12 protein-coding genes are annotated in these 15,508 nt (G+C 72.8%); 6 read left to right on the top strand and 6 right to left on the bottom strand.

From position 1 onward, the window contains the following. The first annotated feature begins 164 nt into the window (after window positions 1-164). From ACIBJC_RS19270 to ACIBJC_RS19290, 5 genes are all read left to right on the top strand, one after another. Window positions 165-671 carry a single-stranded DNA-binding protein gene (locus tag ACIBJC_RS19270; protein WP_399293712.1) on the top strand — a complete coding sequence of 169 codons (507 nt, stop codon included), beginning with the start codon at window positions 165-167 and terminating at the stop codon, window positions 669-671. Between the two features lie 223 nt (window positions 672-894). Continuing rightward, a complete protein-coding gene (locus ACIBJC_RS19275; RefSeq protein ID WP_399293715.1) occupies window positions 895-2,346 on the top strand; it encodes a Cys-Gln thioester bond-forming surface protein in 1,452 nt (483 codons plus the stop codon). A 231-nt stretch (window positions 2,347-2,577) separates the two neighbouring features. Further along, on the top strand, window positions 2,578-4,242 hold the full coding sequence (gene ettA, locus ACIBJC_RS19280) for an energy-dependent translational throttle protein EttA (protein WP_399293718.1): 1,665 nt from the start codon (window positions 2,578-2,580) through the stop codon (window positions 4,240-4,242). Between the two features lies 1 nt (window position 4,243). Further along, window positions 4,244-4,669, top strand: a complete 426-nt coding sequence (locus ACIBJC_RS19285) for a thioesterase family protein (RefSeq protein WP_329827051.1) — start codon at window positions 4,244-4,246, stop codon at window positions 4,667-4,669. After that, window positions 4,666-5,454 carry a hypothetical protein gene (locus tag ACIBJC_RS19290; RefSeq protein ID WP_399293720.1) on the top strand — a complete coding sequence of 263 codons (789 nt, stop codon included), beginning with the start codon at window positions 4,666-4,668 and terminating at the stop codon, window positions 5,452-5,454. Before ACIBJC_RS19285 ends, ACIBJC_RS19290 begins: the two co-directional genes overlap by 4 nt. Window positions 5,455-5,497: 43 nt before the next feature. On the opposite strand, the gene ACIBJC_RS19295 is transcribed toward ACIBJC_RS19290, so the two are convergent. Next, window positions 5,498-5,902, bottom strand: coding sequence for a globin (locus ACIBJC_RS19295; RefSeq protein ID WP_399293722.1), 405 nt, complete (start codon window positions 5,900-5,902; stop codon window positions 5,498-5,500). Window positions 5,903-6,044: 142 nt separating this feature from the next. Here ACIBJC_RS19295 and ACIBJC_RS19300 point away from each other — a divergent pair, with 142 nt between their 5' ends. Continuing rightward, the gene (locus tag ACIBJC_RS19300) at window positions 6,045-7,094 is read left to right on the top strand and encodes a methyltransferase domain-containing protein (RefSeq protein WP_399293725.1); all 1,050 of its coding nucleotides are present in this window, start codon (window positions 6,045-6,047) and stop codon (window positions 7,092-7,094) included. Here the strand turns inward: ACIBJC_RS19300 and ACIBJC_RS19305 are convergent. The 5 genes from ACIBJC_RS19305 to ACIBJC_RS19325 all read right to left on the bottom strand — a co-directional run bounded on the left by ACIBJC_RS19305 (window position 7,075) and on the right by ACIBJC_RS19325 (window position 15,507). Next, window positions 7,075-8,277 carry an FHA domain-containing protein gene (locus ACIBJC_RS19305; protein ID WP_399293728.1) on the bottom strand — a complete coding sequence of 401 codons (1,203 nt, stop codon included), beginning with the start codon at window positions 8,275-8,277 and terminating at the stop codon, window positions 7,075-7,077. The genes ACIBJC_RS19300 and ACIBJC_RS19305 overlap by 20 nt on opposite strands. 115 nt (window positions 8,278-8,392) lie before the next feature. Further along, entirely contained in the window at window positions 8,393-9,751 is a 1,359-nt protein-coding gene (locus tag ACIBJC_RS19310) for a VWA domain-containing protein (protein WP_399293731.1), read from the bottom strand. Window positions 9,752-9,902: 151 nt separating this feature from the next. After that, complete coding sequence (locus tag ACIBJC_RS19315; RefSeq protein WP_399293734.1) at window positions 9,903-11,291, bottom strand: protein phosphatase 2C domain-containing protein; 1,389 nt, start codon at window positions 11,289-11,291, stop codon at window positions 9,903-9,905. Between the two features lie 3 nt (window positions 11,292-11,294). Next, a complete protein-coding gene (locus ACIBJC_RS19320) occupies window positions 11,295-14,099 on the bottom strand; it encodes a tetratricopeptide repeat protein (protein ID WP_399293737.1) in 2,805 nt (934 codons plus the stop codon). A 79-nt stretch (window positions 14,100-14,178) separates the two neighbouring features. Next, a complete protein-coding gene (locus tag ACIBJC_RS19325) occupies window positions 14,179-15,507 on the bottom strand; it encodes a hypothetical protein (protein WP_399293740.1) in 1,329 nt (442 codons plus the stop codon). Between the last annotated feature and the right edge of the window lies 1 nt (window position 15,508).

Here is a 15,508-nt window from a genome sequence, read left to right on the forward strand (position 1 = left end):
GGCGCCTGCGCGGTGGCCGGGCGGTCACCGGATCGGTTGTCGGCCCTCACCGGATCGGGTGACGGAGTTTTCCACAACTGACAGGTAATACACAGGCGTCAGCACATTCTTGCCGTCCGGGCCAGCATGGGATCAGTCGAATGCGGCCGGACGGGAGGCAGATTATGAACGACACGGTGGTAACGCTGGTGGGGAATGTCGCCACGCGGGTGGAATTCAGGGAGTCGGACACGGGCGGGGCGGCCCGGTTCCGATTCGCGGCGACCACGCGCCGCTGGGACCGGGCGCGCGGCGCCTGGACGGACGGGCCCACGAGTTTCTACACGGTGTGGGCGCGCCGGGCTCTGGGCGCCAATCTGGCGGCCTCGGTCTCGGTGGGTGAACCGCTCGTGGTGCACGGCAGGCTGCGGGTGCGGGAGGACGAGCGGGAGGGGCAGTGGCGCACGTCCGTGGAGATCGACGCGGTGGCGGTGGGGCACGACCTGACGCGGGGGACCTCCGCGTTCAGGCGTGTGACCAGGACGGCCCCGTCCCTGACCGTGGGTCACGGCGGCGCTGCGGAGCGGAAGGAGACGGCGCCGGAGACGCCGGGGAAGGGGGATGACCTGTGGCACGGACCGCCGTCCCCGGCCCCGGCCGGTACGGCCGCCGTTCCGACTCCCGCTTCCTGAGAGGTGGTTGTGGAGATCTGTCGATACTCTCGGTCACCTTCCATGTGTGTATCGGCCACTGGATAACGATTCCGATGCGGAACGGTTGTCCCGGTGGCCGGGCGGCCTTCCGCGGTTCTTGTCGTCCATAGGATTCGCGAGTACTCACTGGGCACTTGAGTCTGCAGGCGAGGCAACCCCCCACGCGTTCCACGCGAAAGAACCTCGCCCGAAGGGGAATTCTGTGTTTTCTGCGATATCTGAGTCATCCGCGCGGCGGCGGGGCGCGGCCCGTCTCGCCGCCGCGGTTCTCGCTTCGGGTCTGGTCGCGCTGACCTCGCTGACCGGTGCCGGTACCGCCGTGGCCGACGACGGCTCCCAGCACCAGGGGGGCGCCGCCGCGACCCTCGACGGCCTGAAGACCTACGGCGAGGCCGTGCTCCACGCGGACGGCAGGGACCAGCAGTTGCCCGCCGGGCTCTTCGAGATGACCGTCGACGGCGGCGGCAAGCTCAAGACGTACTGCATCGACATACACAACCCCACGCAGGACCAGGCGAAGTACCGCGAGACCCCCTGGGACGAGACCTCGCTCGGTGCCAACAAGGACGCGGGCCGGATCCGCTGGATCCTGGAGCACTCGTACCCCCAGATCGACGACCTCGCGGCGCTCGCCGAGACCGCGGGCACCGGACCGCTGACCGAGAAGACCGCCGCCGCCGGCACCCAGGTCGCGATCTGGCGGTATTCGGACGGCGCCGACGTCGACGCGAGCGACCCCGCCGCCGAGAAGCTCGCCGACTGGCTGGAGAAGAGCGCCCAGGACAGCGCCGAGCCCAAGGCGTCGCTCACCCTGGAGCCCGGCGTGGTCTCCGGCAGGGCCGGGGAGCGGCTCGGCCCCGTGACCGTACGCACGGACGCCGCCGGGGTCACGGTGACGCCGCCCGCCGACGCCGCCGCCAGCGGCATCCGGATCACCGACCGGGCCGGGGCGCCCGTCACCACCGCGGCCGACGGCACCGAGCTGTACTTCGACGTCCCCGAGGACGCCGCCGACGGCACCGCCTCCCTGGGCGTGCAGGCCACCACCTCCGTGCCCGTCGGCCGCGCCTTCGCCGGGGTGACCAGGAGCCAGACCCAGATCCTCGCCGGGTCCAGCGACTCCACCGTCTCCGCGACGGCGACCGCCAACTGGGCCAAGGGGGGCCCGATACCCGCGGTCACCGCGCGCAAGAACTGCGCCGAGAGCGGCGTCGACATCACCGCCGCCAACGCGGGCGACGAGCCGTTCGTCTTCGAGATCGCCGGCGAGGAGCACTCCGTCACGCCCGGCGGGACCACCACGGTCGTCGTCCCGGTCGGCGAGGACGAGACGTACGGCATCACCGTCACCGGATCCGGCGGGTTCTCGAAGACCTTCGACGGCGTCCTGGACTGCGTGACCACCGGCGACTCCGAGATCGTCACCCAGCGGGCCTCCGGGCAGCCCCTCCCGGCCTCGGCCGGCGGCTCCTCGGCGGACACCATGGGAACGGCGGGCGTCACCGGCGCCACCACCGCCACGGGCGACCTCGCCGCGACCGGCTCCTCGGCCGCCACCCCGGTCATCGCGGGCGTCGCCATCGCCCTCGTCGTCGTCGGCGGCGGAGCCGTCTACTTCCTCCGCAGGAAGAACGGCCCCTCCGCCGGAGAGTGAACACCGGCGGGCACGGAGTGACCCGTCGCAGGTGGTGGCCCCCAGGACGCGCGGACGTCCCGGGGGCCACGTCCGTACGGCGCGCGCAGGCCCCCGGAAACCGGCCGGGGAGGCTGTCCGCGTAGCGGTACTGGTTTCCTTCGGGGGATGGACGTCAGGCAAGATGGGGTGTATCTGCCCTCACGCGGCGGAGCCGCACATTGGCCCTTCTCGATTGCCGGACGGTTTCTCTTGGCTGAGTACATCTACACGATGCGCAAGACGCGTAAGGCGCACGGCGACAAGGTCATCCTCGATGATGTGACGCAGAGCTTCTTGCCGGGCGCGAAGATCGGTGTGGTGGGACCCAACGGCGCCGGCAAGTCCACCATCCTGAAGATCATGGCCGGTCTGGAGCAGCCGTCCAACGGCGACGCGTTCCTGTCCCCGGGGTACACCGTCGGCATGCTCCTCCAGGAGCCGGAACTCGACGAGTCGAAGACCGTGCTGCAGAACGTCCAGGACGGCGCCGCCGAGATCATGGGCAAGCTCCGCCGCTTCAACGAAGTGGCCGAGCTGATGGCGACCGACTACTCGGACGCGCTGATGGAGGAGATGGGCAAGCTCCAGGAGGACCTCGACCACGCCAACGCGTGGGACCTGGACACCCAGCTCGAACAGGCCATGGACGCGCTCGGCTGCCCGCCCGGCGACTGGCCCGTCACCAACCTCTCCGGTGGTGAGCGCCGTCGCGTCGCGCTCTGCAAGCTGCTGCTCGAAGCCCCCGACCTGCTTCTCCTCGACGAGCCCACCAACCACCTGGACGCCGAGTCCGTGCAGTGGCTGGAGCAGCACCTCGCCAAGTACCCCGGCACCATCGTCGCCGTCACCCACGACCGGTACTTCCTCGACAACGTCGCCGGGTGGATCTGCGAGGTCGACCGCGGCCGTCTCCACGGCTACGAGGGCAACTACTCCAAGTACCTGGAGACCAAGCAGACCCGTCTCAAGGTCGAGGGCCAGAAGGACGTCAAGCGGGCGAAGCGGCTCAAGGAAGAGCTTGAGTGGGTCCGCTCCAACGCGAAGGGGCGGCAGGCCAAGTCCAAGTCCAGGCTGGCCCGTTACGAGGAGATGGCCGCCGAGGCGGACAAGATGCGGAAGCTGGACTTCGAGGAGATCCAGATCCCGCCGGGCCCGCGGCTCGGCAGTGTCGTGGTCGAGGTCGAGAACCTCTCCAAGGCGTTCGGCGACAAGGTCCTCATCGACGACCTGTCCTTCACGCTCCCGCGCAACGGCATCGTCGGGGTCATCGGCCCGAACGGCGCCGGCAAGACCACGCTGTTCAAGATGATCCAGGGCTTCGAGGAGCCGGACTCCGGCACCATCAAGGTCGGCGACACCGTCAAGATCAGCTACGTCGACCAGGGCCGCGGCAACATCGACCCGAAGAAGACGCTGTGGGCGGTCGTCTCGGACGAGCTGGACTACATCAACGTCGGCCATGTCGAGATGCCCTCGCGCGCCTACGTCTCCGCCTTCGGCTTCAAGGGCCCGGACCAGCAGAAGCCCGCCGGGGTGCTCTCCGGCGGTGAGCGCAACCGCCTCAACCTGGCGCTCACCCTCAAGCAGGGCGGCAACCTGCTCCTCCTCGACGAGCCGACGAACGACCTCGACGTCGAGACCCTGTCCTCGCTGGAGAACGCGCTGCTGGAGTTCCCGGGCGCGGCCGTGGTCGTCTCCCACGACCGGTGGTTCCTGGACCGCGTCGCCACGCACATCCTGGCGTACGAGGGCGACTCCAAGTGGTTCTGGTTCGAGGGCAACTTCGAGTCGTACGAGAAGAACAAGGTCGAGCGGCTCGGCGCCGACGCCGCCCGCCCGCACCGCGCCACCTACAAGAAGCTCACGCGGGGCTGAGATGGCCCGTCATACCTACAGTTGCCCCCTGCGCTGGTCGGACATGGATGCCTTCGGGCACGTCAACAACGCGGTCTTCATCAGCTACCTCGAAGAGGCCCGCGTCGACTTCATGTTCCGGCTGGCGCCGGGGAACGGCTCACCGTCCTTCTCCGGCGGATCCGTGGTCGCCCGGCACGAGATCGACTACAAGCTCCCGCTGGTCCACCGGCACCAGCCGGTGACCATCGAGTCCTGGGTGACGAAGATCAACGCGGCGTCGCTGACGATCGCGTACGAGATCAAGGACGGTGACCAGGTGTACGTACGGGCCGCGACGGTCGTCGTGCCCTACGACCTGGAAGCGGGCAGACCTCGGCGGATCACCGCCGAGGAGAAGTCGTACCTCCTGCAGTACCTGGACGACGAGGACGCGCTCGCGGCATGACCCTGTCCGTCAGAACCCTGGAATTCGCCGACGCGCGGGAGGCCGCCGACCTCGGCGCCTTCCTCGCGCGGCTGATCCACTACGACCGCGCCGCCGCCGTCCGGCTCCAGGCCGGCGGGGGCGCGGGCGGCGGCGCGCTCGCGGTCTTCGGCCGCCCCGCGTCCTTCGAGGTGCTCGCCATCCGTACGGCCCGGCTCGGCGCCCCGTACACGCCACGGGCGGCGGCCCCGCTGGACGTCACCGTCTCCGCCGGGGAACTCCTCGACTCCATCGACGCGCCGTCCGTTCCGGCCGGCCCCGCCGACCTCGCCTCCGCCGACCCCGTCTCCTCGGCCGAGGACAGCGCGCGTACGGCGGTCGTGCCGACGGCCGTCACCGGCCCGCCGTGGGCCGGGGTGCTGCCGCCGCGCGGCGGCTGGCGCCAGGTACCCGGGCTCCCCGGCGCGGAGGCCATACGGCGCGCGCTGGCCGGGGCGGTCGCGGAGTTCCGCGCCAGGGACGAGCAGCTGGCGCCCGGCGACCGGACGCGCGCCGCGCGCGACCGGATCGGCCGGGAGATCTGGTCCCGCACCCTCGGCGACACCCATCTGCCGCTGCGGGCCGTGCACGCCGCGCAGTCGCTGGGCTTCCTGCGCCCGGTGCGCGCGCTGGTGCCCGCGGGCGCCGCCCCCGAGGAGCCGCCGGCGCTGCTGGAGTCCGGGAGCTGGCTCCGGCTCCGTACGGCGTACGGCTCGATCGCGGTACGGCGGGCCGGGCTCGGCGGCCTGACGGTCACCCCGGCCTGAGGTCTCTGCCCCGGCCCGAGCGCCGCCGTCCCGTACGGGATCCTCAGCCGGCGGTGTTCACCATCGACGCGGCGGCGTACGTCAGGTACTCCCAGAGCTGCCGTTCGTGCGCCTCCGACAGCCCCAGCTCGTCGAGCGCCACCCGCATGTGCCGCAGCCAGGCATCGTGCGCGGCGCTGTCCACCGCGAACGGGGCGTGCCGCATCCGCAGCCGGGGGTGACCGCGCTGGTCGCTGTAGGTGCGCGGGCCGCCCCAGTACTGCATGAGGAAGAGCGTGAAGCGCTCCTCGGCCGGGCCCAGATCCTCCTCCGGGTACATCGGCCGCAGCAGCGGGTCCTCGGCGACCCCCTGGTAGAAGCGGTGGACCAGGCGTCGGAAGGTCTCCTCGCCGCCGACCTGCTCGTAGAAGGTCTGCTCCTGAAGCGTGCCGTGCGGAATATCGTTCACCCGTCCATCGTCTCAGACGCGGCGACCGAGGACCCGAGGCCTAGGTCCTGTCCGGCACACGGTCCGACCACACTGTCCGAGACACCCCACCCGGCCCGCGGGTCCGCTCGCTTCCCGGGCGCCCAGCCAGGACAGTGGAGAGATGGGCGCACACCCGGTCGACCCGTACCGTCCCGACGACGCGACCGCCGCCGAGGCGCGCGCCGGGCTGGTCCGGGAGATCGCGGCGACCGGGGCGCTGGACGATCCCGCCTGGCGGGCGGCGTTCGAGGAGGTGCCGCGCCATCTCTTCGTCCCGTACTACTTCACCAGCAGGCCCGGCGGCTGGGACCGGCTCTGGTGCGGCGATCCCGACCCCGTACGGCGCCGGCGCTGGCTGAGGGGCGCGTACGCGGACGCCCCGCTCGCCACCCGCGTGCGCGACGGCGAGCTGATCTCGTCCAGCAGCCAGCCCTCCCTGATGGCCCGCATGCTGGTGGAGCTGGACGTACGGGACGGGCACCGGGTCCTGGAGATCGGCGCGGGCAGCGGCTACAACGCGGCGCTGCTCGCCCACCGGCTCGGCGACGCGCACGTGACCACCGTCGATCTGGAACCGGAGATCACCGAATCGGCCCGTACCCATCTCGCCGAGGCCGGTTACCGGCCCGCCGTCGTCACCGGCGACGGGGCGCGCGGCTGCCCCGAGCGCGCGCCGTTCGACCGGATCATCGCGACCTGCACCCTGCCGTCGGTGCCCCGGGCCTGGACGGCCCAGTCGCGCCCCGGGGCGCGGATCCTGGCCCCGCTCGCCACCGGGCTGATCGCGCTGCGGGTCACCGACGCGCCGCGCGGGCGGTACGCGGAGGGGCGCTTCCTGCACACCGCCGCGTACTTCGTACCGCTGCGGGGCGTCCCGGCCGGCCGGGCGGGACCGTACCGCCCCCTCGGCGGGCTGCCGCGGCGCGCGAGCGAGAACGAGCTGTTCCGCTTCCTGCTGACCCTGACCTCGGGACGGCTCGATCCGCGCGAGGCGCTCTCGCTCTGGGAGCGCGAGGGGCGCCCGGCGCGGGAGCGGTACGGCGTCACCCTCACCGGGGACGGCCAGTGGGCCTGGCTGGACGACCCGGCGGGACCGTACGTCTGGCCGCTCGGCCAGGACGACGGTCCCGGGTCAGGGTGGTCCGGCCGGGTCAGTCGCGGCGGATCGTGATCGTCGTCCAGGCACCGACGTGCACCCGGTCGCCGTCCTTGAGCGGGACGGGGACGAAGGGCTGTATCGGGTCCTCGGCGCCGTTCAGCGTCGTGCCGTTGGTCGAGTTCTGGTCGACGACCGCCCAGCTTCCGTCCGGCTGGTGGACCAGGACCGCGTGCTGGTGCGAGACCCCCGGGTCCTCCGGCGGCACGGACAGATCGATGTCGGGGGACTCGCCGGTGGAGTGCCGGCGGCGGCCGATCGCGATCTGGTTGCCGGTCAGCGACAGACGCTGCTCGGGGGAGTACGCCGGCAGATTCAGCCCGGTGGCCTCGGGGCCGCTGCGCTGCATCATCGCCATGAAGTAGTCACGGTCGGGACCGACGACCGCCGTCCAGCTCGCCGCGGGCTGGTACTGCTGCGGCGGTTCGTGCCGCTGGGACTCCTGCGGGCCCTGCGGCGCGTGCGACTGGGGAGCCGAGGACGAGGGCGGCGGCAGCATCCAGTCGTCCTCGCCGCTCTGCTGCGGCTGCGACGGGGCAGGGGCCGGGGGAGCGGAGGAGTGCTGGAAGACCGGCGAGACCGGCAGATGCGGCGCCGACGGCGACCCGTCCTGCTGATACGGCGACGGCTGTGGCGGCCCCTGCTGGTACGGCGGCGGGGGCGGCGGGCCCTGCTGCTGGTAGTCCGGACGCGCGTAGTCCGGCGCGGGCCGCGGCGGCGCGGGCGCACCGGCCTGCTGCGCCGACTGGTCGGGCGACAGGGGCTCGGCGGGCCGGTTGAGCTGCGAGGGGCGCGAACTCTGGTACTCGAACGGCTCGTGCTGCCGGGTGGGCTGCTGCGCCTGGAAACCGGGCGGCAGATTCAGCCCGGGCACCGGACCGCCAGGACCGCCGGGGCTGTTCGGGCCCGGGTACGGGGCCAGCGGGGTGTACGACGTCGCCGTGTTCGTCAGGAAGTTCCAGCGGCACTCCTCGCAGAACGGGGCCATCGGCTCCCGAGGCGTGCGGCACTGCGGGCACAGCTCCGCCTGCGCGGTGGCGTCGGGGCCCGGCGGGTAGCCGTAGCCGGGCGCGGGCGGCGGAGGGGGAGGCGGCGGCGGTACTGCGCCCGCCGGGGCGCCGGGGCCGGCCATGCGATGGCCGCAGACCTCGCACCAGTCCTCGGAACCCGACTGGTGTCCGTTCGGGCAGGTCGGCATGTCGGCGCTTCCTCCTCTCGTCCGGCCCGCAGGCCGCTTTCTCGTCGGGCCCGCAGGCCACTCTCGGATCCGGCCACCGGGCCGTTGCAAGGCTGTAGGACGGTGTACTTGTTGGCTACTTCTTGACGCGAACGGTCTTGGTGGAGCGCGTTTCGAGGGTCATCTCGTCCGCATCCGCGACTTTCGCCTTCAGTCGCACAGTACCTGTCGCCGCATCGACCACGTCCACCACCTTCGAAAGCAATTTCGCCGTATCGGCGTTTCCGGAGGACGCGGCGAGCTGAACGGCCCGCCCCAGCTTGGCGGTGGCGCCGTCGAAATCGCCCGACTTGCGGGCATCCAGCCCCTGTTGGATGACCTGGGCCAGCTCGGCCTGACCGGTGTAGTGGGCGACCTGGGGGTTGATGGAGGTGGAGGCCGCCATGTCGTCCGTCCACACCGCCCGCACCAGCCCTTGGGACAGCACTTCCGGGGCGCCGCCCCCCGGCGCGGGGAGTATCAGCGAGACCCGCGCGGCCAGCATCTCCTGGCCGATGCCCGCCTCCGGGACCCGTACGCACACGTGGTAGTCGCGGGACTCGTCGCCCCAGGACCCGGTCGGATAGTCCCCGGCCCGCGGCCCCGACTCCGTACGCCGGCCGGTCAGTTCCTCGACCGTCGGCGCCACCTGCTTGACGAAGACGATCTCCACGCCGACGGGGGTCCACAGCCGCAGGGCGACATCCGCGACCTCCTTGCCCATCGCGTTCTCCATCATCCGCGTGAAGTCCGCGGCCAGCCCCGCCGGATCCGCGACGATGTCGGCCGTCCCGAGCAGCGCGGAGGCGATCGCGGTGACCTCCTTCACCTCCCAGTCCGTACCGACACCCCGTGCGTCACAGGTGAAGCGGCCCGCGCAGCTTTCGAGCGCGGCCCGCAGATCCTCCGGCGCCTCGTGCTCGTTACGGCCGTCGGTGAGCAGGATGCCGTGCCGGATCGGGACGTCGGCCGAGGCCAGCAGCCGGTCGGCGAGGCGCAGCCAGGTGCCGATCGCCGTGCCGCCGCCCGCGCCGAGTCTGCGCAGCGACTCCTTGGCCGCCGCCCGGGTGCGCGCGTCGGCGACCGCCAGCCGCCCGTCGCCGGGGTAGACCTCCTTCGCCACATGCGTACCGGCGACGATCGCGAAGGCGACACCGTCGCGCAGCGTCTCGATCGCGGCGGCCGTGGCGTCGCGCGCGTTGCGCATCTTCGTGGGCGGGTAGTCCATCGAGCCCGAGCAGTCGACCATGATCACCACGGCCGCGTTCGGGCTGTGCCCGGGGAGGGTGGAGGGCGTCGGCGAGGCTCCGGCGAGCGGCACGCCACCGGTGGTCCCGCCGCCCGTCGACGTGACCGTCACGATCGCGTTGACCTCGCGCCCGCCCTCCGGCAGGTAGGCGTTCTGGTACACGTCGACGGAGAACTGCGGCACGTTCGACTTGGAGAAGTTCGCCATCTGTATCGGCTCCTAGACGCTCCGCACGACGGAGACCCGTGGGAGAAGTCGGTGAGATAGATCGGTGGAACAGGTCGGTGGTAAAAGTCGGTGGGAGACGTCGGGGAAGGGCGCGGCGACGGCGCGGGGCAGCGCGGGGCCCGCGCCGCACTCAGGCGGATCCTGCCCCTTGCGCCGGTACGGCGAACGGCAGCACGGCCACTGTTACGTTGTCGTGGCCCCCGCCGTCGAGCGCGTGCCCGACCAGGACCTGGGCCGCGTGCAGCGGGCGCCGCGCCGCGTCGGCGGGCAGCGCCCTGGCCATCTCGTCGGCGCCCTCCGCGTAGTTCCACAGTCCGTCCGTGCAGACCACCACCACACCGGGGCGGTCCGGCTTGAACGACGCGGTGTGCGGCTCCAGTTCGTACGCGTCCGCGCCGAGCCAGCCGGTGATCGCGTGGGCGCGCTCGTCCGCGTACGCCTCCGCCTCGCTCATCAGGCCCGCCGCGACCATCTGCGCGGCCCACGAGTCGTCCTCGGTGAGCCGGGCGGGCGGACCGCCGCGGTCGTCGGGGACCCAGTACGCCCTGCTGTCGCCGATCCAGCCGATGACCAGCAGTCCGTTCGCGACGACCGCGCCGACGATCGTGCAGGCCGGCGCGTTCTGGTGGTGGTGCTCGTGCGCCGGGGCGACCGGCGTGGCCAGCGCGTTGACGGCCTCGGCGGCGGCCACGATCGCGTCGTGCATCGCCTGCTGCGGATGCGTACCGCGCTCCAGGGCGCCCAGCAGCGACTCGTTGGCGGACGCCGAGGCCGCGGCCGACGCCTCGTCCGGGCGGGTCGCCGACGACACCCCGTCGCAGACGACCGCCACCACGGCGGGCGAACCGTCCGGCAGGGCGGCGGACGACACGGCGAACGCGTCCTCGTTACGGTGATGGCGCAGCCCGCGGTCGCTGACCGCGGCCACCGAGCCCAGCTCCTGCTCCATGTGGTCGCGCTCGCGCGGCTGGGCGTGGCCGCAGTTCTCGCAGTAGCCGTCCGTGTCGACGCGGCCCGCGCGGCAGGCCACACAGATCTTCGCCCCGGCCGGTGGCGCCGGCACACCGGCGGCGGACGTCCGCGGATCGGCCGACGGGACCGGTGGCGCCGACGAGGACGGGCCGGGGGGTACGGCGGACGCCCGGGCGGGCGCGGGGAGTTCGAAGTCGCCCGGGTGCTCGGGCAGCCGCGACCCCGTGGAGTCAAGACCCGGCACCTCCTCCGGCAGATGGGCCGGTACGGGGGTGCCCGAACTGTCCACGCCGGTGGCCGGGGGCCACTCCACCCCGGCCGCCGGAGCGACCGGAGTGCCCGGGGCGGCGGGAGGCGCGGGAGCGGCCGGAGTGCGCGGCTCCGTCTGTCCCGCCCCGTGCATGACCAGCGTGGGGTGATCGTCCGGGCGCTGCTTCACGGCCGACAGGTCGTGGCCGCACCCGCCGCAGAACAGGTCGCCGGGCTCCAGCGGCTCCTCGCAGCTCGGGCAGGTCGGCTGGTCGGCCGACCGGTGCATCTGGGACATCAATCACACCCACGTCCGGGGGCGGAAACGGTTGGCCCGCTCCACCAGTTCGATCCTCTCCTCGCCGCGCTGAGCGAGCCGGGCGAGTACCCGGTACGAGCGTTCCAGTCCAAGACGCAGACCACGCTCGTCCAGTTCGCTGCCGAGCAGCACGCTCTGGACGGGACGGGACCCCGGACTACCGGAGAGTACCCAGTCCAGAGCGGTGCCCAGTACCTCCGTCGACAACTGCTCCCGCCGTACGGCGTCCAGATCGAACTGCTGGAGCGCGGAGACCTGCTGCGCCGCGGCCGTCAGATCGTCGATCAGCGCCGGCTCCGCGCCGAAGCCCTGCCCCTGGCCCTGGCCCTGCATCCGGCCCGGGCCGGGGGCGGCGGCCGGGGAGGGCGCCGGGACACCGCGCTGCCGCAGCCGCGCCCGTACGGCCGCGACCCGCGCCGCCGTGTAGTGGATCGACGCCTCGGGCACCGACTCCAGGGTCCGTACGGCGCCGGTCCTGTCCCCGGCGGCGAGCTGCACCCGGGCCAGCCCGAACGCGGAGCTGACATAACTCGGGTCCGTCGTCCACACCAGGCGGTAGTACTCGGCCGCGTTGTCCAGTTGACCGAGCACCTCGGCGCAGACGCCGAGCGCCAGCTTCGGGGCGGGCTCGCCGGGGAACGCGTCGTAGATGGCGTCGAAGGAGAGCGCCGCGATCTCGTGGTCACCGGTGGCCAGCGAGGCGATCCCCCGGTACCAGACGACCCGCCAGTCGTCGGGGCGGCGCTCCTCCAGTACGTTCAGCGCTTCGAGCGCGGTGGCCGGTTCGCCCATCTCCAGCCGGGCGCGCAGCTCGCGCAGCCCGCGCTCCACGGAGTCGGTGGGCGCCGAGGCCAGCGCCATGATCAGCTCGGTGGGGGCGGAGGCCATCAGACCGGCGAGGAACCCCGCGTTCGGATCGTTCGGGTCGACGCGCGGTACGGGCAGGGCCAGCGCGGTCGCCGCCGCGTCGAGCGGCGCGAGCCGGGGAGCCCCCGGCGTCCCGTTCACGGGCGCGCCGAAGGCGGTCCCCGCGCCCGGCGGGGCTTCGGAACGCGGCGACGGCAGAGCGCCCGCCGGGTGGTGCGCCGGTGGTGCGGGCAGGACCGCCGGATCGAGGCCGGCGTACCCGGCGACGCCGGGTCTGGCACCCGGCGCGGGCAGCGCGGGGGTGGCGGGCGCCCCGACCGCGGGCCTGGCGCGCGTCCCGGCCGCCGCTGCGGCACGCCGGCCGAACAGCCCGCCCTGCGGCTGCGCCCGTACCCCCAGCCGCGAGACGTCCTCCGTCAGCTCCGCGAACAGATCCGTGTCCGTGACCCGCAGTTCGGGGCCGAACAGCGTGGACAGCGCGGGGCGCGGACGCCCCGTCTGGAGCGCGACGACCTCCCGCAGCACGCCCGTGAGCTGCTCCGCCATCTCCTGGGCCGAGGAGAACCGCCGGGCCGGATCGGGGTCCGTCGCCCGTACCAGCAGCCGGTAGAACGACTCGTACGTACGGAAGACGTCGATGTTGTCCGGGTCCGGAAGCGAGTCCACGAACACGTTGGTGTAGCCCTGGAAGTCGAACGTCAGCACCGCCAGGGTGCGGGCCACCGTGTACAGGTCGGAGGCGACCGACGGGCCGACATCGGCCACCTCGGGGGCCTGGTAGCCCACCGTGCCGTAGATCGCCGACTCGTCGTCGTCCATCCTGCGGACCGCGCCCATGTCGATCAGCTTGAGCTGGTCCTCGGTCTGGATCGCGTTGTCGACCTTGAAGTCGCAGTACAGCAGGTTCCTGCTGTGGAGATGGCCCAGCGCCTCCAGCGCCTCGATGCCGTACGCGCACGCCTGCTCGACCGGCAGCGGATCCCGCTTGCCGGCGCCCGTACGCCGCTCGTTGGCGATCTCCTTGAGCGACTTGCCGCCCACGTACTCCATGACTATGTAGCCGTCCATGGAGCCCGTGCGCTGGTCCAGGTGTTCCACGAAGTTGTAGATGCGGACGATGTTGGAGTGCTCGATCTCGGCGAGGAAGCGGCGCTCGGAGATCGCCGCCGCCATGGCGTCCTGGTCGCCCGTGTCCAGCAGGCCCTTGAGGACCACCCAGCGGTCCGACACGGCGCGGTCGACGGCCAGATAGACCCAGCCGAGACCGCCGTGCGCCAGACACCCCACGACCTCGTACTGCCCGTGCACCACATTGCCCTCGTGGAGCTTGGGCACGAACGAGTACGGGTGCCCGCACTTCGTGCAGAACCCCTCCGTACGGCCGGGGCGGTCGCCCCGCGCCCGGCCCACCGGCGCCCCGCAGTCCGAGCGCGAGCAGTACCGCTTGCGCTCCGGCACCTCAGGGCGCTCCATGACGGCGGAGCGCGGATCGGGGCGCGGCACGTCCGGTACGGAGACCAGGCCCGCGCCCAGCCGGTTGCGCCCCGAGGAACCGGCGGACGAACCGGAGCTGCGCACCGAGACCGACCGGGACGACACCCGGCCCGACAGGGAGCGCGAGAGCCGCCCGGAGACGGACCGCCTGGAGGTCGAGGAGCGCGAGGACGCCCGGGAGGACTGGCGCCCCGACGAGCGCGAGGAGTCCCCGCTGCCCGAGTCCTTCCCCGAGTCCTTCCCGCTGCCGCCCCCGGAACCGCCGCCCCGGCCGCCGCCCGTGATGCCGGTCGGCGGCGAGGAGAGCGACCCGTTGGGGGAGACGACGGGGGCCAGACCGCAGGTGTCGCAGTACATCTCACCGCCGCCCATGTCCTCGTACGCGCCCTCGCAGCCGGGGCGCTGGCACGCCGTGTTCCCGCTCATCCGTCCCCCGCTCTCCTGCTACCGCTGTCTTTCCGCTCTCCTGCTGTCTTTCCGCCGTCCGCGGTGGAGCCGTTCGCCCTCATGCCCCACCCCCGCGGTCGGCCGGGCCCGGCGGGCCCGGGACCAGGACGTCCGCCGCGGCCCGCTGGTAGCGCAGCACGGCCTGTTCGGCGACGCGCAGATCGCAGGGCGCGCTCCACAGCATCCGGCGCGCCGCGTCGTACCGCTCGATCAGGAGCGGGTCCTCCGCCATGCCGTGCCGGGCGACCTTCGCCTTGTACGCGTCGAGCCGGCCGCGCAGCTCGGCGCGGACCGCGAGCGGCGCCGTGACCGCGGTCAGCGACTCGCGGGCCCGCAGCAGTTCGTCCTCCGCGTCGCGCTCCAGCGACTCCAGCAGCGGCGAGAGCCGGTGCCACTGGGCGTGCCTGCGGTACTCCGCGGCGGCCGACAGCCGTTCGTGGAGCGCGGTCGGCGGGCCGCTGACCGCGGGCACCTCGGACGCGGCGATCTTCGCCAGCACCTCGCCACGGGCCGCGCGCGCCTCGGTGAGCGTACGGTCGGCCCGCGACAGCACGTCACGCAGCCGCATCAGCCGCTCCTCCGAGTCCTGGCGCACCCGCAGGACCGCCTCGATCTCACTCCGTACGTCCTCCAGCGCGCGGGCCGCCCGGTCGTAGCGCTCGGTGTCGGGCCTGCCGCCGCCCGGGGCCGAACTGCCGGACGCGGGCCGCCAGAAGGCCAGCGGATCGGAGATCACCTGGGCGCGCAGCGTGGACAGCTCATGGGTGATCGACTCCAGGTCGTCGCCCGCCGGGTGCTCCCCGGGCCGTACGCCGACGGAGTACGCCAGCGAGCGGGTGCGCCGCAACTCCGCGGAGAGCAGGTCGATCCGGGCGGGCAGCGCCGACCACACGGAGTCCGCGGCCACGACCATGTCCAGCGAACTCGCGTACAACTCGTTCATCCGCGTGACCAGTTCGGCGAGCGTGAAGTGCTCGGAGAGCCTGGCGGGGCCGGTGAGCGTGGGCAGCGGGCGGGCGGGGCCCGCGACGGTGACACCACGGCCGCGCAGCGTCTCCGTCAGCTCCACCAGGTCGTCACGGTTCGGCCAGCGCCGCCGCGCGCGCGCCTCACGGGCGCCGGTGAGCGCGCCGGAGTAGCTGTCGAAGTACGACCAGAGCAACGTGATCGCGCTGTCGGTGGTGGCCCAGCGGTCCTTCGTGACCCCGGTCAGCTCGGCCCCTTCGAGGAGGCGGCGTCCCGCGTGGTCCTGGAGGGCGAGGAGCGAGGACTCGATCGCCTCGTGCTCCGCTTCGAGGCGCGCCAGGGCACGGTCCACCTCGTCCCGGTCCATCACCGGTCCCGGTGGCCTTCCCGTCGCGTCGGGAAAGGAGCCCGTGCCGCCCATC

The sequence above is a fragment of the Streptomyces sp. NPDC050509 genome (assembly GCF_044457965.1).
Lineage (GTDB): Bacteria > Actinomycetota > Actinomycetes > Streptomycetales > Streptomycetaceae > Streptomyces.